The sequence below is a fragment of the Flagellimonas spongiicola genome (genome assembly GCF_023502425.1).
GTDB classification, from domain to species: domain Bacteria; phylum Bacteroidota; class Bacteroidia; order Flavobacteriales; family Flavobacteriaceae; genus Flagellimonas; species Flagellimonas spongiicola.
Genome location: NZ_JAMFMA010000004.1, coordinates 30,979 through 53,116, shown reverse-complemented (window position 1 = coordinate 53,116; position 22,138 = coordinate 30,979). Strand labels below are relative to the sequence as shown.

Annotated in this window: 20 protein-coding genes; 12 read left to right on the top strand and 8 right to left on the bottom strand. The window is 39.6% G+C overall.

Features of this window, described 5'->3' with window-relative positions:
* Nucleotides 1-25: 25 nt before the first annotated feature.
* From M3P19_RS15070 to M3P19_RS15060, 3 genes are all read left to right on the top strand, one after another.
* Nucleotides 26-1,453: an amidohydrolase gene (locus M3P19_RS15070; RefSeq protein ID WP_249658524.1), complete on the top strand. Its 1,428-nt coding sequence runs from the start codon at nucleotides 26-28 to the stop codon at nucleotides 1,451-1,453.
* A 66-nt stretch (nucleotides 1,454-1,519) separates the two neighbouring features.
* Nucleotides 1,520-2,014: an RNA polymerase sigma factor gene (locus M3P19_RS15065; protein WP_249658523.1), complete on the top strand. Its 495-nt coding sequence runs from the start codon at nucleotides 1,520-1,522 to the stop codon at nucleotides 2,012-2,014.
* 3 nt (nucleotides 2,015-2,017) lie between these two features.
* Nucleotides 2,018-2,668: a hypothetical protein gene (locus M3P19_RS15060; RefSeq protein ID WP_249658522.1), complete on the top strand. Its 651-nt coding sequence runs from the start codon at nucleotides 2,018-2,020 to the stop codon at nucleotides 2,666-2,668.
* Here the strand turns inward: M3P19_RS15060 and M3P19_RS15055 are convergent.
* Both M3P19_RS15055 and M3P19_RS15050 read right to left on the bottom strand, forming a co-directional pair.
* Complete coding sequence (locus M3P19_RS15055) at nucleotides 2,665-3,477, bottom strand: lysophospholipid acyltransferase family protein (protein ID WP_249658521.1); 813 nt, start codon at nucleotides 3,475-3,477, stop codon at nucleotides 2,665-2,667. The two genes, M3P19_RS15060 and M3P19_RS15055, sit on opposite strands and share 4 nt — an antisense overlap.
* Nucleotides 3,478-3,512: 35 nt before the next feature.
* Nucleotides 3,513-4,154: an NUDIX hydrolase gene (locus tag M3P19_RS15050; RefSeq protein WP_249658520.1), complete on the bottom strand. Its 642-nt coding sequence runs from the start codon at nucleotides 4,152-4,154 to the stop codon at nucleotides 3,513-3,515.
* Here M3P19_RS15050 and M3P19_RS15045 point away from each other — a divergent pair.
* Nucleotides 4,153-4,875 carry a peptidylprolyl isomerase gene (locus M3P19_RS15045; protein ID WP_249658519.1) on the top strand — a complete coding sequence of 241 codons (723 nt, stop codon included), beginning with the start codon at nucleotides 4,153-4,155 and terminating at the stop codon, nucleotides 4,873-4,875. The two genes, M3P19_RS15050 and M3P19_RS15045, sit on opposite strands and share 2 nt — an antisense overlap.
* On the opposite strand, the gene M3P19_RS15040 is transcribed toward M3P19_RS15045, so the two are convergent.
* A complete protein-coding gene (locus M3P19_RS15040) occupies nucleotides 4,872-5,486 on the bottom strand; it encodes a trimeric intracellular cation channel family protein (RefSeq protein ID WP_249658518.1) in 615 nt (204 codons plus the stop codon). The two genes, M3P19_RS15045 and M3P19_RS15040, sit on opposite strands and share 4 nt — an antisense overlap.
* A gap of 2 nt (nucleotides 5,487-5,488) precedes the next feature.
* On the bottom strand, nucleotides 5,489-6,205 hold the full coding sequence (locus M3P19_RS15035) for an RDD family protein (protein ID WP_249658517.1): 717 nt from the start codon (nucleotides 6,203-6,205) through the stop codon (nucleotides 5,489-5,491).
* Nucleotides 6,206-6,237: 32 nt separating this feature from the next.
* On the opposite strand from M3P19_RS15035, the gene M3P19_RS15030 reads away from it, so the two are divergent.
* Genes M3P19_RS15030 through M3P19_RS15005 form a run of 6 tightly spaced genes read left to right on the top strand, consistent with a single transcriptional unit; the run spans nucleotide 6,238 to nucleotide 12,315 of the window.
* Nucleotides 6,238-7,209, top strand: a complete 972-nt coding sequence (locus M3P19_RS15030; protein ID WP_249658516.1) for a stage II sporulation protein M — start codon at nucleotides 6,238-6,240, stop codon at nucleotides 7,207-7,209.
* Nucleotides 7,193-8,062, top strand: a complete 870-nt coding sequence (locus M3P19_RS15025; RefSeq protein WP_249658515.1) for a hypothetical protein — start codon at nucleotides 7,193-7,195, stop codon at nucleotides 8,060-8,062. The genes M3P19_RS15030 and M3P19_RS15025 overlap by 17 nt, the downstream gene beginning before the upstream one ends.
* Before the next feature lie 5 nt (nucleotides 8,063-8,067).
* Nucleotides 8,068-8,805, top strand: coding sequence for a DUF4129 domain-containing protein (locus tag M3P19_RS15020; RefSeq protein WP_249658514.1), 738 nt, complete (start codon nucleotides 8,068-8,070; stop codon nucleotides 8,803-8,805).
* A complete protein-coding gene (locus M3P19_RS15015; protein WP_249658513.1) occupies nucleotides 8,798-10,009 on the top strand; it encodes a DUF4350 domain-containing protein in 1,212 nt (403 codons plus the stop codon). Before M3P19_RS15020 ends, M3P19_RS15015 begins: the two co-directional genes overlap by 8 nt.
* Nucleotides 9,999-10,982: an AAA family ATPase gene (locus M3P19_RS15010; protein ID WP_249658512.1), complete on the top strand. Its 984-nt coding sequence runs from the start codon at nucleotides 9,999-10,001 to the stop codon at nucleotides 10,980-10,982. Before M3P19_RS15015 ends, M3P19_RS15010 begins: the two co-directional genes overlap by 11 nt.
* 1 nt (nucleotide 10,983) lies before the next feature.
* Nucleotides 10,984-12,315 (top strand): DUF58 domain-containing protein, encoded by a 1,332-nt coding sequence (locus M3P19_RS15005; RefSeq protein WP_249658511.1) that lies wholly within the window; start codon nucleotides 10,984-10,986, stop codon nucleotides 12,313-12,315.
* Here the strand turns inward: M3P19_RS15005 and M3P19_RS15000 are convergent.
* Genes M3P19_RS15000 through mnmA form a run of 3 tightly spaced genes read right to left on the bottom strand, consistent with a single transcriptional unit; the run spans nucleotide 12,307 to nucleotide 14,962 of the window.
* Entirely contained in the window at nucleotides 12,307-12,786 is a 480-nt protein-coding gene (locus M3P19_RS15000; protein WP_249658510.1) for a YfiM family lipoprotein, read from the bottom strand. The genes M3P19_RS15005 and M3P19_RS15000 overlap by 9 nt on opposite strands.
* A gap of 38 nt (nucleotides 12,787-12,824) precedes the next feature.
* On the bottom strand, nucleotides 12,825-13,775 hold the full coding sequence (locus M3P19_RS14995) for an NAD(P)H-dependent flavin oxidoreductase (protein WP_249658509.1): 951 nt from the start codon (nucleotides 13,773-13,775) through the stop codon (nucleotides 12,825-12,827).
* Nucleotides 13,772-14,962, bottom strand: a complete 1,191-nt coding sequence (mnmA, locus tag M3P19_RS14990; RefSeq protein ID WP_249658745.1) for a tRNA 2-thiouridine(34) synthase MnmA — start codon at nucleotides 14,960-14,962, stop codon at nucleotides 13,772-13,774. Before mnmA ends, M3P19_RS14995 begins: the two co-directional genes overlap by 4 nt.
* Before the next feature lie 477 nt (nucleotides 14,963-15,439).
* Here mnmA and M3P19_RS14985 point away from each other — a divergent pair, with 477 nt between their 5' ends.
* Nucleotides 15,440-17,329, top strand: coding sequence for a fasciclin domain-containing protein (locus M3P19_RS14985; RefSeq protein WP_249658508.1), 1,890 nt, complete (start codon nucleotides 15,440-15,442; stop codon nucleotides 17,327-17,329).
* Between the two features lie 80 nt (nucleotides 17,330-17,409).
* Complete coding sequence (locus M3P19_RS14980) at nucleotides 17,410-19,917, top strand: fasciclin domain-containing protein (RefSeq protein WP_249658507.1); 2,508 nt, start codon at nucleotides 17,410-17,412, stop codon at nucleotides 19,915-19,917.
* Nucleotides 19,918-20,197: 280 nt separating this feature from the next.
* Here the strand turns inward: M3P19_RS14980 and yidC are convergent, their stop codons facing one another.
* Complete coding sequence (gene yidC / locus M3P19_RS14975) at nucleotides 20,198-22,075, bottom strand: membrane protein insertase YidC (protein WP_249658506.1); 1,878 nt, start codon at nucleotides 22,073-22,075, stop codon at nucleotides 20,198-20,200.
* Nucleotides 22,076-22,138: the final 63 nt, after the last annotated feature.

Genomic DNA, 22,138 nt, shown 5'->3' with positions numbered 1-22,138 from the left:
CTTGACTAACAAAACAACGCTCCTCATGAAAAAATTTGTCCTTATGGGTCTGTTTTTGACCCTTTGCATGCCGTTTGCCACTGCACAAAATGATTATACACCTGTTTTGAAATCATTGGATTCCAAATCAAAAAAATACGGTGATATTGCATTGGAAATTTGGAACCTAGCCGAAATGGGCTATTTGGAATACAAGAGTTCCGAATTATTACAAAAAACACTTGCGGATGAAGGCTTTACCATCACTAAAGGAGTGGCTGGAATTCCAACTGCATTTATTGCTGAATATGGTAGTGGTTATCCTGTAATTGGCATATTGGGCGAATACGATGCGCTTCCAGGGCTATCGCAACAGGCGGTGCCCGAAAAAAAATCCGCTAATGCAGCAGCCGGACACGCTTGCGGCCATCATTTGTTTGGAACCGCTTCCGCAGCAGCGGCAATTGAAGCCAAAAACTGGCTAAAAAAATCCAAAACTCAAGGAACAATACGTTTTTATGGCTGTCCAGCGGAAGAAGGTGGATCTGGAAAAGTATATATGGTTAGGGAAGGATTATTCAATGACGTAGATGTTGCATTACATTGGCACCCCTCATCGCAAAACGCCGCTAGTGCAGGAGCAGCCTTGGCCAACAAATCTGCCAAATTCCGATATTATGGCACTTCAGCTCATGCGGCCGGAGCCCCAGAACGTGGTCGTTCAGCCTTGGACGGAGTTGAGGCGATGAACATGATGGTAAATATGATGCGCGAGCACATTCCCCAAGAAGCAAGAATCCATTACGTTATTACAGATGGTGGAAAAGCACCCAACGTAGTACCAAATTTTGCTGAAGTTTATTACTATGCCAGGCATAACAGTCGGGATGTGGTAATCGATATTTTTGATCGTATTGTAAAAGCTGCAGAAGGTGGCGCCCTAGGTACCGGAACTACCATGGATTATGAAATGATAGGAGGAACGCATGAATTATTACCCAACCTCACATTACAGAAAATGGTGCATACCAACCTTTCTACAGTAGGTGGATTTACCTATACAAATGAAGAAAAAGAATTTGCCGAGAAAATAGCCAAAAGCATGGGATATGATGCTTTGGACGAAAATAGAGTTCTTAACGTACAGCCCTACAAAGAGGTCGCAAGAGCTTATGGATCAACTGACGTTGGTGATGTAAGCTTTGCAGTACCTACTGCTGGTATGGGGGCCGCAACCTGGGTGCCAGGCACTCCAGCACATAGCTGGCAAGCTGTTGCTGCAGGTGGTACTTCCATTGGCACTAAAGGGATGATGGTTGCCGCTAAAACCCTGTCCTTAACTGCAATTCAACTTTTTGAAAATCCAGAAACAGTGGTGAAAGCCAAAGCAGAGTTGGAGGAGCGAAGAGGTAAAGATTTTAAATATATTCCTCTCTTGGGCGACCGAGCGCCAGCTCTGGACTATCGTGAATAATTTTTTTGAGGTAATAGTGTAACAAAAACTGTCCAATTCCTACCAATTAGCAAACAACCAACCTTTGTGAATAAAGAACTGGAACATCGTTTTGTGACGGAACTTGAGAACAATCAAAATATTGTTCATAAAGTATGTAGTCTCTATACCAATGATAGGGATTCACATAACGATCTCTTTCAGGAAATCACCATTCAGTTGTGGAAAGCGTATCCTAAATTTCGTGGTGATGCGAAGTTCAGTACATGGATGTACCGTGTAGCTCTGAACACAGCCATTACCTTGTATCGTAAGTCCAAGAAAAAGGTACGGACCCAGGACTATGATTCTGTCATCTTCAAGATTAAGGCAGATGAGTATGACGACACCCAGGAACAGCAACTGAAAATAATGTACAAGGCCATCAAGCAGCTAGGTGATATCGACAAAGCGCTGGTTTTCCTGTATCTGGAAGACAAAGACTATTCGGAAATCTCAGAAACGTTGGGTATTTCCGAAGTAAATGCCCGAGTCAAAATGAATCGGGTTAAGAACAAACTAAGAACCATATTAAATCCTTAGGTTATGATGGATGAACTGGAACTTTTGAAAAAGGATTGGCAGAAAAAGGAGGAACATCTTCCAAAACTGTCCTACGATGAAATCCATACCATGATTTGGAAAAAATCCTCATCAATTGTAAAATGGATTTTTTACATCAGCATTATAGAATTTATTATTCCACACTTGCTCTATTTGGTGCCATCCATGCGGAACAATTCCTTGGATATTTACACCGACCTTAAGTTGACGAACGCCATTTTAGTGGTTTCGATTTTGCAATATGTGGTGATATTTTATTTTATCTATCAATTTTACAAACGCTATAAGGAAATTTCGGTTTTGGACAGTGCCAAAAAATTGACTTCCAAGATCCTTCGCACCAGAAAAACGGTTAAACACTATGTGTTTTTCTCCCTTTCTATGGTCCTGTTAAGTTTTATGATACTTGTAATTGGCATTTACTTCAGTGACAATGTCATTGAAATCCTAGGATTGGAAGACAATTTTGAAGGCATGTCGGAAGAACGCATTAAGCTTATTATAATGGCAGTGTTTGCAATATTTGGGGTTGTGGTAACCGCTATATTTGGAGGTATCTACTTTTTACTTTACGGTTTACTGACGAGAAAACTTAGAAGAAATTATCAGGAATTACAAAAACTGGAAGTTTAATTTCCTTTATAACTGTATCGTCTTTTTTGATGGTCAGCTTCATAGGCTGCCAATTCCTCCTTGGAGATTACTTTTAGGAATGAAGGATGTTGCTCAATAGCGTATTCCAACTTTTCCAAAATAGAATCTATGGATTCATTCTCGTAATCGATTTCCAATGGAGCTTTTATCTGCATGGATTGAAGGATACCTTTTTTCTTCACGCGTAGCCCTTTCTTATCAAAAGAACGTCTAAACCCATCTATCACTACAGGGACTACTACTGGCTTATACCTCTTAATAATATGGGCTGTACCTTTCCGAAGCGGTTTCCATGGTGTAGTGGTACCTTGGGGAAACGTAATCACCCAACCATCATCCAAGGCTTTTGCGATATTACTAATGTCACTGAATTTAACCTGGCGATTTACATTTTGCCCATCTGCTCGCCATGTACGTTCAATACTTATGGAACCTGCATAAGCCAAAATTTTGGTCAACAAGCTTTTTTTCATCGTCTCCTTGGCAGCCACATAATAGATATTCAATTTGGGATTCCAGAGATATGCAAGGTTTTTAATGGAGTCGTCACGTCCTTTTAAACTGGCATTGAATACATGAAACATTGCCACTACATCCGCAAAGTATGTTTGGTGGTTACTTACGAAAAGTACATTAGTATCAGGCAAATCCCTGATAACTTGTGATCCCTCTATTTCTAAAGTATTAAACCCCTTATAGCGGGAATGGGTCATCATACCTGCAATACGAATAAGCCATCGTTTGAGAAATAGGATATGACCAAAAGGATTTTCTTTGAATAGCCCCATCTGTTCTGAATTGCGGCTAAAGTACAAAATCGGCACTAAAGCACTTGTTCCAAAAGGTCTTGAATCTCGCTCATCATCATAGCCGTGGCACCCCAAACGGTATAACCATTTAATTTATAAGCAGGTACATTGATGCTTTTTGCATAAGAAGTCGTCAAGGTTTCCTCAATTAAATTGTTCTTGTCTAAAAAATCCGACAAATTTACCTCAACCAATGCCTCAACTTCGGTTTCTTGAATTACAAATGGATTGGGATCTGCGTAAAAACCAACATAAGGTTTAACAACAAAATTGCTTGGTGGTATGTACAGCTCACTTAGTTCTTTTACCACTTCAACTGCAGATTGCGGCACACCAACCTCTTCATAGGTCTCCCTAAGTGCTGTTTCTTTTAAATCCTTATCCTGTTGTTCCACTTTACCACCTGGAAAACCAATTTGATTGGAATGAACACCTTGGTACGATTTACGGAGTATCAGTAGTAATTTAGTTTTAGCAATGGCATCTGGATAGAACAAGGCCATTACACCAGCATACTTGGGATTGTTTTTTCGGTAATCGTTGGCTTTTAGCCATTGGGTTCGCATTTCAGGCGACATTTTATGGTGCGATTCTTCACCGGGAAGAGGCAGATCTTTTATTTTTAAAGCTTGTTGGTAAAATTCTTTAAAATCCATGTTGACTAAACCATCGGCATTAGCTACAATTATACTACTATTTTTTATCGTCGCATGTGGTGACAGTCCGAAAAAAGAAAAGGAAACCTCCAATACCGATAAAGTGGTGCTCGATTCCATAAAAACTGACAGCACGGAGGTATTGGCCGAAGAACCGCCAGAAGAGGAGCCTTTTGTTTTAAACGAGGAAAATGCCATTGATTTCTTTTTCCAATATGCGCAGGAAGTAACGGAAACCAGGGTAAGACTAACTACTAGCATGGGCAGTTTCACCATACAGTTGTACGATAATGTCCCATACCATAAGGCCAATTTTATCTATCTCAGCAAAAAAGGATATTTCGACAACACCCAATTTCATCGCGTTGTAAAGGACTTTATTATCCAAGGAGGTAATTCTGATGATCGTGAAACGCCAAAAAAACGTCGGGAAATAGGCAGGTATTTATTACCGCCAGATACACGAAAAGGTCATAAACATCATAGAGGAACGATTTCAATGCCAAGCAGTGAACGGCACAATCCACATAAGCTGGCATCACCATATGAGTTTTTTATAGTGGTCACTAAGCCAGGTTCATATCATTTAGACGGTTCATATACGCCTTTTGGTCGTGTAATTGAAGGAATGGATGTTGTGGACGCCATTAATAACGTGGATGTTGGTGATGGTGATTGGCCTTGGCAAAGTGTTTACATTCTTAGTGCAGAGGCCTTCTAATTTCTTTCTTCGCGATAAATATTTGGCAAACTTATTCCGAATTTTACGGCAACAAGTCTAAGTCCTATGACCACAATGATAGCGGCTAAATAGGCATAATTTTCATTTAGTGGCAATTCACGGAACAAAAAATAACTAGCACCACCTATAATGCATGCAGTCGCATAAATTTCCTTTCTGAAAATCACAGGAATCTCATTACACAACATATCCCTAATAACACCACCAAAACTAGCCGTCATGGTTCCTAAGGCAATACACATAACCGGGGAGAGGTCAGCTTGCAGTCCTTTTTCAATACCAATCAACGTATAAAGTCCTATCCCAATGGTGTCGAATAAAAACAGAGATCGTCTAAGGTATTTGAGCTGATTTACAAATATGATACCCAATATCACGGTGATGAAAATAGTAGTAACATAAGTGAGGTCTCGCATCCAAATAACGGGCGTATTCCCAATCAATAAATCCCTCAAGGTGCCACCACCTATTGCCGTGACAAAGGCAATAATCAATACCCCGAATAGATCAAGTCGTTTTTCCATTGCCACCAATACGCCGGAAATTGCGAACGCTACGGTGCCTAATATGTCGATAGTCTGGTAAAACAAGTCTACATTTTTTGTGTGTAGTAGTTGTAGTCTTTAATGACTTCATCCACAAAATTAATGGGCTGCAAGTTAGTTTGTATTCCGGTAACTTCGCGGATTCTTTTATCCAAAAACACAATTACGTTATGGTCACCATTCAATTTGGATTTATCGTATAACTCCTTAATGGTTTGCATCTCAGAATCTTTGAAAACCGTGACTTGGGGAAATTGCGGAGTGTAATCATTAGGCAATTCACGAAGCAAGGTATCTTTCAATGAAACTCTCTTTTTTTCACTGATGACCGTGGTTCCCGCTGCAATATCACCTAATCGTTGTCCTTTTCCCCTAATCAATATGGTCAAAACAGCACAACCCCCTGAGGTAAATGCCACGTCAATAAGTCGTAACACCCATCGAACAAAATAATTTGCGAAACTTGGTTTGGATCCATCGAGTTTTACCACCCGTAAAGACATTAAACCCTTTCCAATGGTTTTTCCATCTGAAAAAGTCTCAAAAAGTAAGTAATACAAAAAAGCCGGAAGGCTAATGACCAAATAGTATGCCCACTGATCAAATGGATCCATATCCAAAGAGGACAACAGAATAACCATCAATATATAATAAACGCCAATCACAAAACTATCTATGATATACGCCAACATGCGCTCTCCAAGGTTGGAAGTGTTTTGTGTGATGCTTATATTTTGAGCAGTTTCTATTTGAAATTGATCCATATTTTAGTTTCTTTACTTACAAACCATATTTGATGCGAGAGGCTGCTTTTGTTAAGCAAAATAAGGATAAATGGGTCGCTTTTGAAAATGTCCTGAGTAATCAGGAACGCCTCCAACCTGACAAGTTATCCGACCTCTACATAGAAATCACCGACCATCTTAGCTACGCACAAACCTTTTACGCTGGAAGCAACACTGCAATGTATTTAAATGCGTTGGCTTCACAGGCACATCAAAAAATCTATAAAACCAAACGAGAATCCAAGAATCGTATTGTGAGTTTTTGGAAAACGGAATTTCCATCCATGTTCCATGGGCATCATCGGGAATTACTGATTTCGTTTTTGGTCTTTATGTTTTTCACATTTGTAGGCGCTTTTTCAGCCGCACATGAAGGGGATTTTGTCCGCGGGATACTTGGAGATGGCTATGTTAATATGACACTTGACAACATTGAAAAAGGAGACCCCATGGCGGTATATAAGGAACAAGGCGCCTTTGATATGTTCTTAGGCATTACCATTAACAACATACGAGTGGCCATCTATGCCTTTGGATTGGGAATTTTATTGGGTATTGGTACCTTATATATCATGCTGCAAAATGGAATCATGCTCGGTAGTTTTCAATATTTCTTTTACGACAAAGGACTGCTTTGGGAATCCGTAAGAACCATATGGATCCATGGCACAATTGAGATCAGCGTCATCATCATTGCTGGTTGTGCAGGTCTTGTTGTTGGCAACGGCATGCTGTTTCCTGGAACTTATTCGCGATTGGAATCCTTTAAAAGAGGTGTCAAAAATGGTTTGAAAATCATGATCAGCACTGTTCCCTTTTTTATCATCGCCGGTTTTTTGGAAGGTTACGTTACTAGGCACACTGAAATGCCGGATTGGCTGGCTATTTTTATCATCGGTTCATCGCTATTCCTAATCATTTACTATTATATAATTTACCCTAATCAATTCAAACGAAAAGCTAGAAATGCAACAATACATTGAATTCAAAAAGCAACGTGAACTAGGTGAGATTTTATCTGATACCTTCGGTTTTATGCGTAATCAATTTAAACCCTTTTTTGGAAGCATCTTAAAAATAGTTGGACCCTACATTTTGGTGATGCTTATTTCATTGGGCTTTTATTATTATTTCATGGGCGATATGTTTTCATTCGCTGTGGAAACCTCCAATGATTTTTTCAGTCCAATCATGATGTTACTTGTGGGATTCATTTTTTTCTTTAGCATTATCGCAGCCTATGTAATGGCCCAAGCCGCGGTTCTGTTTTATATTGAATCCTATGCCAACAATAAGGGTGTCATCAATTTTGACGAAATCAGGAAAAATGTCTACGCCAATTTTTGGAATTTTATTGGTCTAGGATTATTAGTAGGTATTTCACTAGTGGTTGGTTTTATATTCTGCTTTATTCCAGGAATATACCTCTACCCCATCCTAGCACTTTCTTTTAGCGTTATGGTTTTTAATAAGAAAGCAGTTAGTGAAGCATACGGTTATAGCTTTACGCTGATCAAGGACAACTGGTGGATTACTTTTGCAACCTTCCTGATCATTGGGATTATTGTTGGGGTGGCCAGTTATGCTTTTAGTATTCCAACTTATATCTATATGTTCGTTAAGATGGGAACCTTAGCTGGCGAAATGGACCCTGTGGCCGCCTCCAGTGGATTGTTTGACCCCATTTATATTCTTTTGAATGTGTTTTCGGTTGCGATGCAGTTTTTGTTGAATATCATTACGCTGGTTGCTGGTGTTTTCATCTACTTCAACTTAAACGAAAAGAAAAACTTTACAGGAACGTATGAACGAATTGAGAATCTAGGCAAATCCTGATTTCATTGAAAGGTAAGTTAATAATCTTAGCAGCTTTCCTCTTAAATTTGGGGCATCTATTGGGTCAAAATGATTCTTTGGTCAAGTATGATGATTCCCAATTATCCCCATTGGAAATTTCACAAGAGCAACTTCAAAAATACCTGGACGATGATGCTTTTGATTACGAAATCACCAAAACCGAAAATGGATGGTGGGACAGCTTTAAAAATTGGTTGTACGCCATATTTCTTTTGCTTTTTCAGTCCCTTTTTGGGAATGAGGCTGCAGTTGGTGCATTGGCCACATTTCTGAGAATTCTGCCTTATGTGCTGCTGGCCATACTCCTATTCCTGATTATCCGCTTTTTCATTAAAGCAAATACGCGTTCCCTCGTCTACACCCAAAACAACCCCAATGTTGTTTTACTTTCAGAAGAGGAGCGGATTATAAAAACGGCAAACATCCAACAGCTGATTGAAGAAGCACTAGCTCAGCAAAATTATAGATTGGCCGTTCGTTATTATTATTTGTTCATTCTTCAATTACTTACGGAAAGGGATATTATTGAATGGGAACTACAAAAAACAAACGATGACTACATTACCGAACTCAATGAAAGCAAATTCAAGTCGCCTTTTAGTACCGTAACCCTACTATATGATTACATCTGGTATGGCGAATTCAATATAGATAAGGAACACTACGGAAAGGCTGAAAAAGCATTTTCCGAATTAAAAAAATCTATACTTGATCATGTTTAAACAGGGTAAGGTATATATCATCATAAGTCTAATTACAGTGGGTATACTACTGTTGTTGGAATACAATAAGCCAAAGGAGGTCAATTGGTTTCCTTCTTATGTCTCGCATCATAAAATTCCCTATGGGACATATGTTTTAAATGATTTGATGAATGAATTTTTCCCAGATCAAATTGAACAAATAAATCGACCTCCATTTGATTTTTTGCAAACTGAAGAAGCTGCGGAAGGCACTTATTTTTTTGTAAATGAGAATGTTAGTTTTGGAGAAGCTGAATTACATGCATTACTAGATTGGGTTGATAAAGGCAACACCCTATTTGTAGCGTCCAAAGGTTTTGAAAATGCCTTATTGGACACCCTTAACTTGGAGGAGGAATACTTATACAGTGCCTCTGAATTACAACCTGTTTTTCAACATAAGTTGGTCAATTCTAATTTATCACCGCGCCAGGTTCCCTTTGAGAAAGATTACAATGCCGCGATTTTCTCCAAATTGGATACTGTAAATACTATAGTTCTTGGAAGTGTTAAAAAGGCCAAGGACACGTTAAAAACTGAACAGGGTGTCAATGTGATAAAAAGTCCATTTGGTCAAGGTGAAATCATATTATCGGAGTTCCCTCAGGCATTTACCAATTATGTGATTTTAAAGGAGGATTATCGTGATTACACGGCTGGTCTGTTGTCATACATCCCCAAAACAGGCACCATTTACGTGGACAATCACCATAAGTCAGGCAAATCCTTTTACACTTCACCAATGTACCTATTCCTAAATACCAAGGAATTTAAGTGGGCGTATTATCTGGTTCTGATTGGTGCCTTTGTATACGTTGTATTTGAAGGTAAGCGCAAGCAACGCGCTATTCCTGTAGTGAGCCCGTTGAAAAACCAAACACTTGCTTTTACAAGAACCATAGCCGATATGTATTTCGAAAATGGTGAACAAAAGCAAATAACAGAGCATAAAATCGCTTACTTTCTTGAGTACATTCGCTCTCGATTGCATATGTCAACGCAAAAATTGGACGAAGTGTTTCTAGCCAAATTGGCGGTGCGTTCAAACAATGATCGAAAATCGGTGGAAGATTTATTCCACAGTATTAAGTCACTTCAATCCAAAGCACAAGTAACCGATAAAGAACTAGAAGATTTAAACAAAAAAATAGAAGTATTTAAAGCAAAAGTTGATGGAAAATAACGATTTGAATTTTGATAGCCGAGTGCCCTTGGAAGAACTCAGGGATACGGTAGGCAAAATAAAACAAGAGTTGTCTACTGTAATAATCGGGCAAAAAAGCTTTATGGAATTGTTGATTGTTTCGCTTTTAGTGGATGGTCATGCATTGATAGAGGGGGTCCCTGGAATTGCAAAAACCATCATGGCCAAATTGTTTGCCAAAACCATTAAAACCGAATTCAGTAGGATTCAATTTACACCTGATTTGATGCCAAGTGATATTTTAGGTACCTCAGTCTTTAATGTAAAGAATTCCGAATTTGAATTTAAAAAAGGACCTATATTCTCTAATGTCATTCTTATCGATGAAATTAACCGTGCTCCAGCAAAGACACAGGCAGCACTTTTTGAGACTATGGAGGAGCGACAAGCAACCATAGACGGCACTACTTATAAAATGTCTGAACCTTTTATGGTTTTGGCTACTCAGAATCCTATAGAGCAAGAAGGCACCTATGCCCTTCCCGAGGCGCAATTGGATCGTTTTTTGTTCAAAATCAAAATTGATTATCCTACTTCGGATGAAGAATTCCAAATTATTCAAGGACATCATGACCGAAAAGGTAGTAAACCGCAGGACAACATAAAGGCAGTTCTTACACCCAAAAAGCTAGCGGAATTCAAAAAAAACATACACGATATCATAGTCGAGGAAAAAATCATTAACTACATCGCGAACATCATTACCAACACTCGAAATCATCCCCATCTATACCTTGGTGCATCACCGCGGGCATCCATCGCCACTTTATCCGCAGCAAAAGCGTTTGCGGCCATTTCAGGTCGGGATTTCGTAATCCCAGAGGATGTTAAAAAGGCTTTGGCACCTGTTCTGAACCATAGGGTAATATTGACGCCGGAAAGAGAAATGGAAGGAATGACGACCGAAGATGTAATCCACATGATCGTAGAATCGGTGGAAATACCCAGATAATATGAAATTCCTGAAGTCATTTTATATCCACAACCAATTTTTCAGGTATATCGCCGTACTTGCTGCGGTATTTATCCTTTCCTATTGGTTTGCTATTTTGTATCCAATAGCATGGCTTCTTGTTTTTATTTTGATCACTTTGTTCCTATTGGACACTTATGTATTGTACGCCTCATCAAATGGTATTTTTGGTGAGCGGGAATTACCCCAAAAACTTTCTAATGGCGACAATAATACTTTGGCAATCAAGCTGACCTGTAAATATCCATTTAGAACAGGTATTGTACTCATTGATGAACTGCCCGTACAATTCCAAAAACGGGATTTTTCACATCAGGTTTATTTGCGTAAGGGGGAAAACTACACCTTTGATTATGCCATTAGACCAGTGGAAAGAGGTGAATATGTGTTTGGAAATCTTAATGTTTATGCCTCCTCTCCATTACAAATCGTTAAGCGTCGATTTACTTTTCAACGGGATCAAATGGTACCTGTGTATCCTTCCATCATCCAGATGCAGCAATATGATTTCTTGGCAGTTCATAACAAGTTAAGTGAGTTTGGATTAAAAAAAATCAGAAGAATAGGACACACTCAGGAATTTGAGCAGATAAAAGAATACATCAAAGGTGATGACATTCGCACCATTAATTGGAAAGCCACTGCCAAGAAAAACCAATTGATGGTAAACCAATACCAGGATGAAAAATCGCAACCCATCTACTCATTAATTGATACTGGAAGGGTAATGAAAATGCCTTTCAATAACCTAAAGTTATTGGACTACGCAATCAATTCGGCCTTGGCTTTTTCCAACGTAACCCTAAAGCGAAATGACAAAACAGGGTTGGTTACCTTTTCCAAAAACATAGAAACCTTTGTCCCTGCAGTTCAAAAACTTACCCACCTCAACACCATTCTTGAGAAACTATACAATGTAAATACCGAATTCACCGACTCTGATTTTGGTTTGCTTTACGCCCATATCAAACGAAAAATAAACCAAAGAAGCCTTCTATTGCTCTATACCAATTTTGAGCATATTTCAGCACTTAGGCGTCAAATGCCCTATTTATTAGCCATTGCAAAAAAGCATGTTTTAGTTGTCGTTTTCTTTGAAAATACCGAATTGGAAAACCTAATTTCCACAGATGCAGAAGATCTCCAGACTATCTATCATAAGACTATTGCAGAAAAGTTCTCATTGGAAAAAAAGCTAATGCAAAAGGAACTTCAGCAGTATGGTATCCAAACCATATTGACCAAACCTGAGCGTTTGACCATTAACACCATAAACAAATATTTGGAAATCAAAGCAAGAGGTTTACTCTAGGGACTGTGAAGTATTTGTAAACCCAAATGCATTCAAGGTTGGTAGTTCCGAATCCGTTGCCAGCGTGAGCAGTGATTCCGACTCAACTTTAAATAGTTCAGGATCTATGTATTCCGTTGTCAACCCACCCATCGGTCGTTTCGTATTCTTTTTCTTTTTGGAAAAAAGTTCAATGGTCACCCCAACAGTGACTCCCCCTAGTACAGTAGCTGCCAAATCATCATTGTCCCATCCGTTATCCCGCTGACCAGCATCTACGGCTTCCTTGGCAACACCTATAAGAGCGCTACCTGCGACCGAACCAACAAATGTCCATAATCGATTACCATCCGAAGCTTGCTTGGCAATACCTGCTCCAGCTAAACCAAAAAGGTTTCCGCCTAAAAAATGAAGTGCTTTATCGCGTTCCACTTGTGCATGCGATTGCTGCACAAAGAGGAACACCATTAATGTGGGGATTAGTGTTCTCATTGCCCGCTAAATGTAGAAAAAAATATTGAATTGATTGGCTAAAACCTTGTTACCGATTCTTTAGCTTTTTCAAATCCGGTAATCATGTGCTGTATAATATCGCCTGCGGATTCAATGGAATGAATCAAGCCTGAGACTTGTCCAATTTCCAATTCCCCTTCTTCCAAATCTCCTTCAAACATGCCTCGCTTTGCCCTAGCCCTACCTAAAAGTGAAATCAAATCTTCTTTGGTCGCACCATTGGCATATGCGTTTTGAACATCTTCATAGAATTTATTCTTCAGCAATCGAACGGGTGCCAATTCTTTTAGGGTCAAATGCGTATCACCTTCCTTGGCTTCCACAATGCGCTGTTTGAATAAATTATGCGCAGAACCTTCATGACTCGCAGCAAACCTACTACCCACTTGAACACCATCAGCACCTAAAACCATTGCTGCCAACATTGACTTACCATTTGCAATACCTCCGGCAGCAATCAAAGGGATGTTAATATGTTCCTTTACTGAAGGAATCAATACCATTGTTGTGGTTTCATCCCTTCCATTATGGCCCCCTGCTTCAAAACCTTCAGCTACAATGGCATCAACCCCAGCGTCTTGTGCTTTTTTGGCAAATTTCACACTGCTTACAACGTGAACCACAGTAATTCCCTTGTCCTTTAAAAATGGAGTCCAAGTACGAGGGTTACCCGCAGAGGTGAAGACAATCTTTACTCCTGAATTTGCTATAATGTCCATGATTTCCTCAATATTGGGGTAAAGCATGGGAACATTTACACCAAAAGGTTTATCTGTAGCTTTTTGACATTTTGCAATGTGTTCTTTTAGTACTTCGGGATACATGCTACCAGCCCCCAAAAGTCCTAAACCACCTGCATTGGAAACCGCAGATACTAAACGCCATCCACTTGTCCAAATCATACCACCTTGAATAATTGGATAGGTAATGCCAAAAAGTTCGGTAATGCTATTCCGGTTTTCTTTCATGAGATTACACCAGAGCCAATAAGTTCATCATTTATATACCAAGCTACAAACTGCCCCTCAGTGATTGCAGCTTGCTTATCCTTGAAATCGACGTAGAGACCATTGTCTATCTTATATAAGGTAGCAGGTTGCAAGGGTTGTCTATATCGAATCCGTGCCATCACTTCCATGGTCTCATCAGTGGCCAAAGCCATATCTCTTCTTACCCAATGCACCTCTTCTTCTTTTACGAATAATGTACTTCTATACAAACCAGGATGCGCCTTGCCTTGACCTGTATAAATCACATTTTGGTCAACATCTGTATCTATGACAAAAAGAGGTTCTTTTGTACCTCCTACATTCAGTCCTTTCCGTTGACCAATGGTAAAGTAATGCGCTCCTTGATGCTCACCTACCACTTTTCCATCTTCCACATGGTAAACCGGTTTTTCAGCCCTAAAAGCCAATGCTTCCTGCTCATCTTGAAAATTTGGTGTTTGCACTTGAAACTGTTGAGCGGTATCCGGAACTTCAACAATAACTCCCTTTTTAGGCTTCAATTTTTGTTGTAAAAATTCTGGCAGATGTACCTTACCAATAAAACATAGGCCTTGTGAGTCTTTTTTATCTGCAGTGATCAAATTATTATCCGCCGCGATTTCACGTACTTCAGGTTTGGTTAATTCACCAATTGGGAAAAGTGTTTTAGCCAATTGTTCTTGTGACAATTGACAAAGGAAATACGATTGATCTTTATTAGGGTCTGCACCGGCAAGTAGCTGATAAGTTTCAGATCCATCAGCATTATGGACAATCCCTTTTCTGCAATAGTGTCCTGTAGCCACGTAATCCGCCCCTAGTTGCAATGCAATTTTCAAAAACACATCAAATTTTATTTCCCTGTTGCATAAAACATCAGGGTTGGGTGTTCTTCCTTGCTCATACTCATTGAACATATAATCTACTATACGCTCCTTGTATTCAACACTTAAATCGACGGTTTGAAATGGGATACCAAGACGCTCTGCAACTATAAGGGCGTCATTGCTATCCTCCAACCATGGACATTCCTCAGATATGGTCACGGAATCATCGTGCCAGTTCTTCATGAACAACCCAATTACATCATAACCCTGTTGTTTAAGAAGATAGGCCGTTACACTCGAATCAACACCTCCCGAAAGTCCAACTACTACTTTTTTCATCATCTCAAATTCCTTTTGCAAAAGTACAAATAGTACCGCTAAGTCGCTATTAAAGCAAAAAGGTTACACTAGGTGGTTCTATTGTTATCACATCCTTAAAACTTATCAATGGCGCTAATTATTTTAGAATTTTGTTGAATTTTTATTCTTTATAAATAAACAAATAATTGTATTTAACAATTGTATGTCAATTAAACAAAATGGACCGGTAAAGTATCAACCGCTATAAAAACCAAATCATTCAAATCAGGTAAAAACCATCATATTTTAGCACTATTTCTTACATATTTATCCAATATTACTTCGATATAGATACTTTTTTAAAAATAATTTTGATTTTGAGTATGTTGAATTCATTGGGTCATTCAAGATTTTTGTTAAACTTTTTATAAAAAACAATAAACAATACGCAACTATTTTTGTTTACCTTCATCTTTGTTTTGTTAAACAAAATAAATTAATCTAAAAATCCACCCTATGAAAGCACTAAGGAACTTATCGAAATTGACAGTCCTGATTTTCGTACTGACCTTTACTTCCTGTTCGGAAGATGACAACGGACCTGCCGACGACATGTCTCCAGACCCTACACCTATTAATATAGTTGAAACAGCATTAGCGACTGCAGACTTAAGCAGCTTGGTAAGTGCGCTGCAAAAAGCCGATGAAAGTGCCAATAATGATCTGATTAGTGCTTTAAGTGGTGATGGGCCTTTCACGGTCTTTGCACCTACCAATGCTGCCTTTGCAGATTTATTAGCGCAATTGGATGGTTTTGATTCTTTGGACGACTTCAACACAGAACAACTCCAAGATTTATTGGCAACCATTCTTACGTATCATGTAATTTCTGGAACAGCAGCCTTATCTACCGATTTAAGTGATGGACAATCTTTGACGACCTTACAAGGTTCCGCTCTCACCGTATCCACCCAAGGCGGTGTCTTCTTTGGAGACGATACCGACACGGATGCGCAAGTTTCTCTTGCTGATGTTGAAGCTTCAAATGGAGTTGTGCATGTTGTAAACAAGGTATTGCTTCCTCAAGCAGTTTTAGATGAATTGGCGGATATACTTCTTGTTTCTATAACTGATTTAGCCCTAGGTAATGAAAATTTGGAAAATCTTGTTGCTGCATTGACTGCCGCAAACGGAGACCTTCCTTCAGTATTACAAGGTGATGGTCCTTTTACAGTATTGGCTCCAACAGATGAAGCTTTTGAAACCTTTTTGGATGGAGCGGCATTAGGCGATATTCCTGTTGAAGTATTGACCAATGTTTTGCTTAACCATGTATTGACCGGCGAACTTTATAGCCAAGATTTAATTGGACTAGGTTCTGGATACAGCAATACACTCGCTACTGGAGCTGGTGGTGAAAACATGAGTATCTTCTTTGATACTTCAGATGGTGTAACTTTTAATGGCATTTCCACTGTAGATACTCCAGATGTAAAAGCACTTAACGGTGTAGTACATGTTGTGGATGCCGTAATTGGATTGCCAAACATTGTTGATCATGCTGTTGCCAACCCTAATTTGACCTCCTTGGTTGGCGCACTTACAGATGGTGGCAATACAACTTTTACAGATTTATTGTCTGATGAAGAAGAATTATTCACGGTTTTTGCTCCGGTGAACAGCGGATTCGCGGCGTTCACCAATCCTAATGGCAATGATATCAATGCAATACTTTCAAATCATGTTGTAGTAGGTGCAGCTGCGTTCGCCTCCGGATTGAGCAACTCTTATGTCAACACTGCCGCAACTTTTGATGCGGACGAGCCTTTGAGCTTATATATCAACACGGATGATGGCGTATCCTTGAATGGTATGAGTAATGTCGCCATAGCTGATATCGTGGCAACTAATGGCGTAATCCATGCTGTGGATATGGTAATCGATCTTCCGACAGTAGTAACTTTTGCAACTGCAGATCCAAACTTTTCTACGCTGGTTACAGCCTTGACTACACTAACACCAAGTACAGATTTTGTAGCGGTATTATCTGCTCAAGAAGGTAATGGAAGTGACCCTTTCACGGTTTTCGCTCCTACAAATGCCGCATTTGATGCCCTACCAGCTATCCCAGCGGAAGCTGATTTGATTCCAATTCTTCAGCACCATGTGATTGCAGGTGCCAATATTCGTTCAGGTGACCTAACTCCAGATGGAACAACAGTTACCCCTGCAACATTGGAAGGCGATACATTCTCCATCACATTACCCGGTACCAATGGGAACATTGCCGATGTTACTGACGGTGCTGGTAATATGGGAATCGGAATTGATGCTGTGGACGTCCAAGCAATTAATGGTGTCATCCATGTATTGGACGCGGTTATCCTTCCAGATACCATGAATTAAGAACAAAATTGATAAGGGTCAGTGGCCACTGACCCTTATTTACCCCACCAATTTAGAGAACATTTAAACACTATATTAAAATGAGAACATTATTTACACCCAGGAATTTATTCCTCTGGCTAACCCTTGCACTATTCACAATCGTAGCTTGTGAAGTAGAAGACGACCAATCCTTTGCGGAAGGAATTATCAACACCAGCACTATTGTTGAAACCGCTCAAGCAACAGATGCTCTGAGCTCTTTGGTTGCTGCTTTGTCAAAAGCTGATGAAAGCGAAGGAACCGATCTTATCGGAACCTTGAGTGGTACTGGACCATTTACCGTATTTGCGCCAACCAATGAAGCTTTTACAGCATTATTGAACAGTTTGGATGGATTTAACTCGTTAGATGATTTTGATACTGATGAGAAACGTGCCATTCTTACCACCATTTTACAATATCATGTGGTAGCAGGTGTTGCCGCAACTTCTGACACCTTATCTGATGGACAGGCGATAACCACAGTACAAGGAGAAGATGTTACTATTGTGCTTAATGAAGATGTCTTCATTGATGATGCTACAGAAATCAACGCCCAAGTTTCGCTTCCAGATGTGAGCGCATCCAATGGTGTAGTACACGTAATCAACAAAGTCTTATTACCTCAGGCCATCATCGATGCGTTAAATGCCGATGAGGAAGAAGAAGGTATGGATGAAACCTTGGTTGATATTGTAGTTGCCACTGACCCATTATCGCTTTTAGAGGCTGCAGTCATCAAGGCGGAATTGGTAGATACCTTAAACAGTGAAGGTCCCTTTACCGTATTCGCTCCTACCAACGATGCCTTTGAGGCACTATTGATGGTCTTGGGAGATGACTACTTGAGCTTGGATGATTTTGACACTCCAGAAGAAATTGAACTATTAAAAAGCATTTTACTTTATCATGTAATTCCAGCAAAAGTCCTTGAAGCCGATTTAGCAGCTGGAGATGTGCCTACAGCTTTAGCTGACAATTCTTTGAGCATCATCAACAATGATGGAACATTTGTAATTGATGATGCCTCTGAAACCAATGCCAATATCACTGGTACAGATATTATGGCTTCCAACGGAGTAGCACATACCATTGATAAAGTATTGTTACCTCAAGCTGCATTGGAATTTGTTGCTTCCCTTCAATTAAAGACTATCGTTGAACTCGCTATTGAAACAGATGACTTAAGCATCTTGGTCGATGCATTGATCAAGGCTAATGCCGGACTTGTTGAAACCTTGAGTGGTGATGGACCATTCACGGTATTTGCACCGACAAATGAAGCTTTCGTGGCGCTTCTTGATCTTTTAGGCGATGACTACAACTCTTTGGAAGATTTTGATACTCAAGAAGAAATCGATTTATTGATTGATATTTTGACATACCACGTTGTAGCAGGTACTGCAGCATTCTCAACGGATTTAATTGATGGACAAATGATACCTACTGTTTCTGAAGATGAGGTTACCATCAAATTGAATGATGGCATGGTATACATTAAAGATGCTTCCGATGATAAAGCGAAGGTAGTAATACCTAATGTTGAAGCAAGCAATGGTGTGGTACATGTAATTAACAAAGTACTATTGCCACAGGCAGCCATCGATTTTGTAACCGCCATGCAATTAAAGTCCATTGTTGAAATTGCGGTTGAAACTGATGATTTAAGTCTATTGGTAGATGCTTTAGTTCAAGCCAATGCAGGTCTTGTTGAAACTTTAAGTGGCGATGGACCATTCACGGTATTTGCGCCAACTAATGCTGCTTTTGAAGATTTATTTGATGCTTTAGGATTCCACGGTATCGGCGATTTCGATACAGAAGATGAAATTGCGATATTGGTTAAAGTACTTACCTACCATGTGGTTGCGGGAACTGCTGCATTCTCTGTGGATCTAAGCGATGGTCAGCACATTGCAACATTCCAAGGTGAAAACGTGGGAATCAATATTAAGAACAATACGGTACATATTGAAGATGCCACGGATAGCAATGCCACAGTTGTTTTACCAGATGTTGCGGCAAGCAATGGTGTAGTGCATGTTATCAATAAGGTATTGTTGCCACAGGCGGTATTGGACCTACTAAACCCACCAACACCAAACATCGTTGAATTGGCACAATCGGTTGATGATCTCAGCTTGTTGGTTGACGCATTGGTTCAGGCCGATGCAGGTTTGGTAGGTGTACTATCTGGTGATGGTCCCTTTACAGTTTTCGCTCCTACAAATGAAGCTTTTGCTGAGCTATTGGATGCCCTTGGCGACGATTACAACAGTTTAGAGGATTTTGACGAAGACGAAGAAAAAGAACTTTTGGCCAAAATACTTACTTACCATGTTGTGGCTGGAGCTGCGGTTGAAAGTTCAGACCTGTACAACCATCAACGATTGCATACCGTTCAAGGTGAATCTTTGTTCGCAATTATAAATCATGGTGTTTTTATTCGTGATAAAACCCATGTTGATGCCGAAGTCATTGGAGCAGACAATGTGGCAAGCAACGGTATAGTTCACGTGATCGACAAAGTGTTATTACCAAGAGAAGTCTTGGATGCCTTACACTAAAAGACACACATAAAATAGATCTATTTTGTAGGTCAAATATTACAAAACAACTCCTCTGATACATATCAGGGGAGTTCCTTTATCTATAAGGGTTTACCGTTCGTCGATGACACATCAAAAGTGGTCTCTTTTACCATACAAAAAACCGCCTTTGACAACTATTAATTTTTTGAAGCGGCATAATGTGTCATCTTTGGAGTCCCAAATCTTTCCAAACTATACCTATCAATGGTGAGAGCTCCCCCAAGTACCTGGGGGAGTTTTTGTTTTTTAAGGAAGGTTATCTTTTACCGGACTTTTTTTGTTCCTCAGCTTGCTCCATCATTTCACGCATTTTCTTCTGGAACTTGTTTTCCTTTTTTGGTTTTTTCTTGTTCTCTTGAATCTGGGCGTGGATCTTGTCTTCATTCAAGATATACTTCTTGATGGCCAACATGATGAAAATGGTAATCAAATTGGAAATGAAATAATACAAACTCAAACCACTTGCGTAATTATTGAAGAAGATCAACATGATCAATGGCGACAAGTACATGATAAACTTCATGTTTGGCATACCTGGCTGCTGTTGCATTTGCATGGTCTGCCCAGTAGTCAAGGTCATGTAAAAGAAAATGGCAATGGATGCCAATATTGGAAACAAACTTACGTGGTTTCCATAAAAACTTGATATTACAGGAATGTTGGTAGTCCATTCAAATATAGAATCGTAGGAAGCCAAATCCTCTGCCCATAAGAACGATTTCTGTCGCAACTCAAAAGAGGTTGGGAAAAACATAAACAAGGCATAGAAAATAGGTAACTGCAAAAGGGCAGGAATACAACCACTCATAGGACTCACCCCAGCTTTATTGTAAAGCTTCATGGTCTCCTGCTGCTTCTTCATTGCATTATCCTTGAATTTCTCGTTGATCTCCGTTATCTCCGGTTTCAATACCTTCATTTTGGCTTGGGATAAGTAGGACTTATACGTGACTGGGGACAATGCCAATCGAACCAAAATGGTCATCACAATAATTGCAATTCCGTAAGGCAAGAAGGAACTCAAGAAGTTATAGAAAGGTGTAAAAACATACCTATTGATCCATCCAAAAATTCCCCATCCATAAGGAATGGTGTCTGCTAGACCAAGGTCTTCATAGTTGTCCAATACCTTAACATCGGTTGGACCAAAATACCAATGCATATTTTGTGATAGTTCACCACCTTGAAGTGCCAATGGCGCTTTAGTCTTATAGATTTTGGTAAACTGTGTTTCCTTGCTTTCTTCTTCAACAAGATTTTGGGAACTTAATTCCGCGGTTTTGAAATGCGTGTCGGATGCCAAGATGGAACTAAAGAAATGTTGACGATAAGACAACCACTTTATATCTTCCTCAGTTTCCTCATCCGATTCGCTTGCTTCTGACAATTTACTTATTTTACCTCCGTCGTGATTATAGGTCAACCGTGTATATCTATTTTCATACTTGACACTCTTGCCATGACGAATACCTTTTAAATCCCATTCTAAATCAATAGGTCTCCCGGAATTGATAACCCCGTTTAATCCTTGGGATCTTATGGTAAAGCCCAATAAATAATCATTGGGTTTCATTTCATATCGGAATTCCAAAAACTGCGTATTGGACACCTTGGCCTTCATGGACAATACTTGATTATCCCCGTTTTTTGATAAACTAGGCTCAAAATAGAGATCCGAAGTGTTTAACACACGGCTATCTGAAGTGGTAAAATTCAAACCGAATTTGGCATTGCCATCTTTTACCATATATACAGGTACCGAATCATAGGTGACATAGTTTTTCATTCTTGCCTCTATGATCTGCCCCCCTTTGTTTGCCACTTCCAAGTAAAGCACCTCATTTTCCAATTTGGTGGTACCTTCCCTAGTTGGGGTAAAACCAAATGCGCCAACAGTCGTCTTGTACGTTTCAACTGCTGTGGAGTCTTGAGAATTTATGGGTTGTGGCGTTTCAATTTTAGGTTCATTGGCTACAGCCTCCTCAGTGGCGGCGGCTTCAATTTTTTCCTGTTCGGCCTTTTGGGCTTCCAATTCTTCAGACGTGGGTTGATTTTGATAGAACATGAAAATCAGTATTCCAAAAATCAACACAAATCCAATAATGGAATTGAGGTCCAGTTTCTTTTCTTCCATGAAAATTATTTAGTGAAATCTTTATCTGCGATATTTCGGTCGCAAATATATGTCCAAAAGCGC

Coding starts and splice junctions, on each gene's coding strand:
- M3P19_RS15070 (WP_249658524.1), top strand. CDS start 26: ATGAAAAAATTTGTCCTTATGGGTCTGTTTTTGACCCTTTGCATGCCG.
- M3P19_RS15060 (WP_249658522.1), top strand. CDS start 2,018: ATGATGGATGAACTGGAACTTTTGAAAAAGGATTGGCAGAAAAAGGAG.
- M3P19_RS15055 (WP_249658521.1), bottom strand. CDS start 3,477: ATGGGGCTATTCAAAGAAAATCCTTTTGGTCATATCCTATTTCTCAAA.
- M3P19_RS15045 (WP_249658519.1), top strand. CDS start 4,153: ATGTTGACTAAACCATCGGCATTAGCTACAATTATACTACTATTTTTT.
- M3P19_RS15050 (WP_249658520.1), bottom strand. CDS start 4,154: ATGGATTTTAAAGAATTTTACCAACAAGCTTTAAAAATAAAAGATCTG.
- M3P19_RS15035 (WP_249658517.1), bottom strand. CDS start 6,205: ATGGATCAATTTCAAATAGAAACTGCTCAAAATATAAGCATCACACAA.
- M3P19_RS15030 (WP_249658516.1), top strand. CDS start 6,238: ATGCGAGAGGCTGCTTTTGTTAAGCAAAATAAGGATAAATGGGTCGCT.
- M3P19_RS15025 (WP_249658515.1), top strand. CDS start 7,193: ATGCAACAATACATTGAATTCAAAAAGCAACGTGAACTAGGTGAGATT.
- M3P19_RS15015 (WP_249658513.1), top strand. CDS start 8,798: ATGTTTAAACAGGGTAAGGTATATATCATCATAAGTCTAATTACAGTG.
- M3P19_RS15010 (WP_249658512.1), top strand. CDS start 9,999: ATGGAAAATAACGATTTGAATTTTGATAGCCGAGTGCCCTTGGAAGAA.
- M3P19_RS15005 (WP_249658511.1), top strand. CDS start 10,984: ATGAAATTCCTGAAGTCATTTTATATCCACAACCAATTTTTCAGGTAT.
- M3P19_RS15000 (WP_249658510.1), bottom strand. CDS start 12,786: ATGAGAACACTAATCCCCACATTAATGGTGTTCCTCTTTGTGCAGCAA.
- M3P19_RS14995 (WP_249658509.1), bottom strand. CDS start 13,775: ATGAAAGAAAACCGGAATAGCATTACCGAACTTTTTGGCATTACCTAT.
- mnmA (WP_249658745.1), bottom strand. CDS start 14,962: ATGAAAAAAGTAGTAGTTGGACTTTCGGGAGGTGTTGATTCGAGTGTA.
- M3P19_RS14985 (WP_249658508.1), top strand. CDS start 15,440: ATGAAAGCACTAAGGAACTTATCGAAATTGACAGTCCTGATTTTCGTA.
- M3P19_RS14980 (WP_249658507.1), top strand. CDS start 17,410: ATGAGAACATTATTTACACCCAGGAATTTATTCCTCTGGCTAACCCTT.
- yidC (WP_249658506.1), bottom strand. CDS start 22,075: ATGGAAGAAAAGAAACTGGACCTCAATTCCATTATTGGATTTGTGTTG.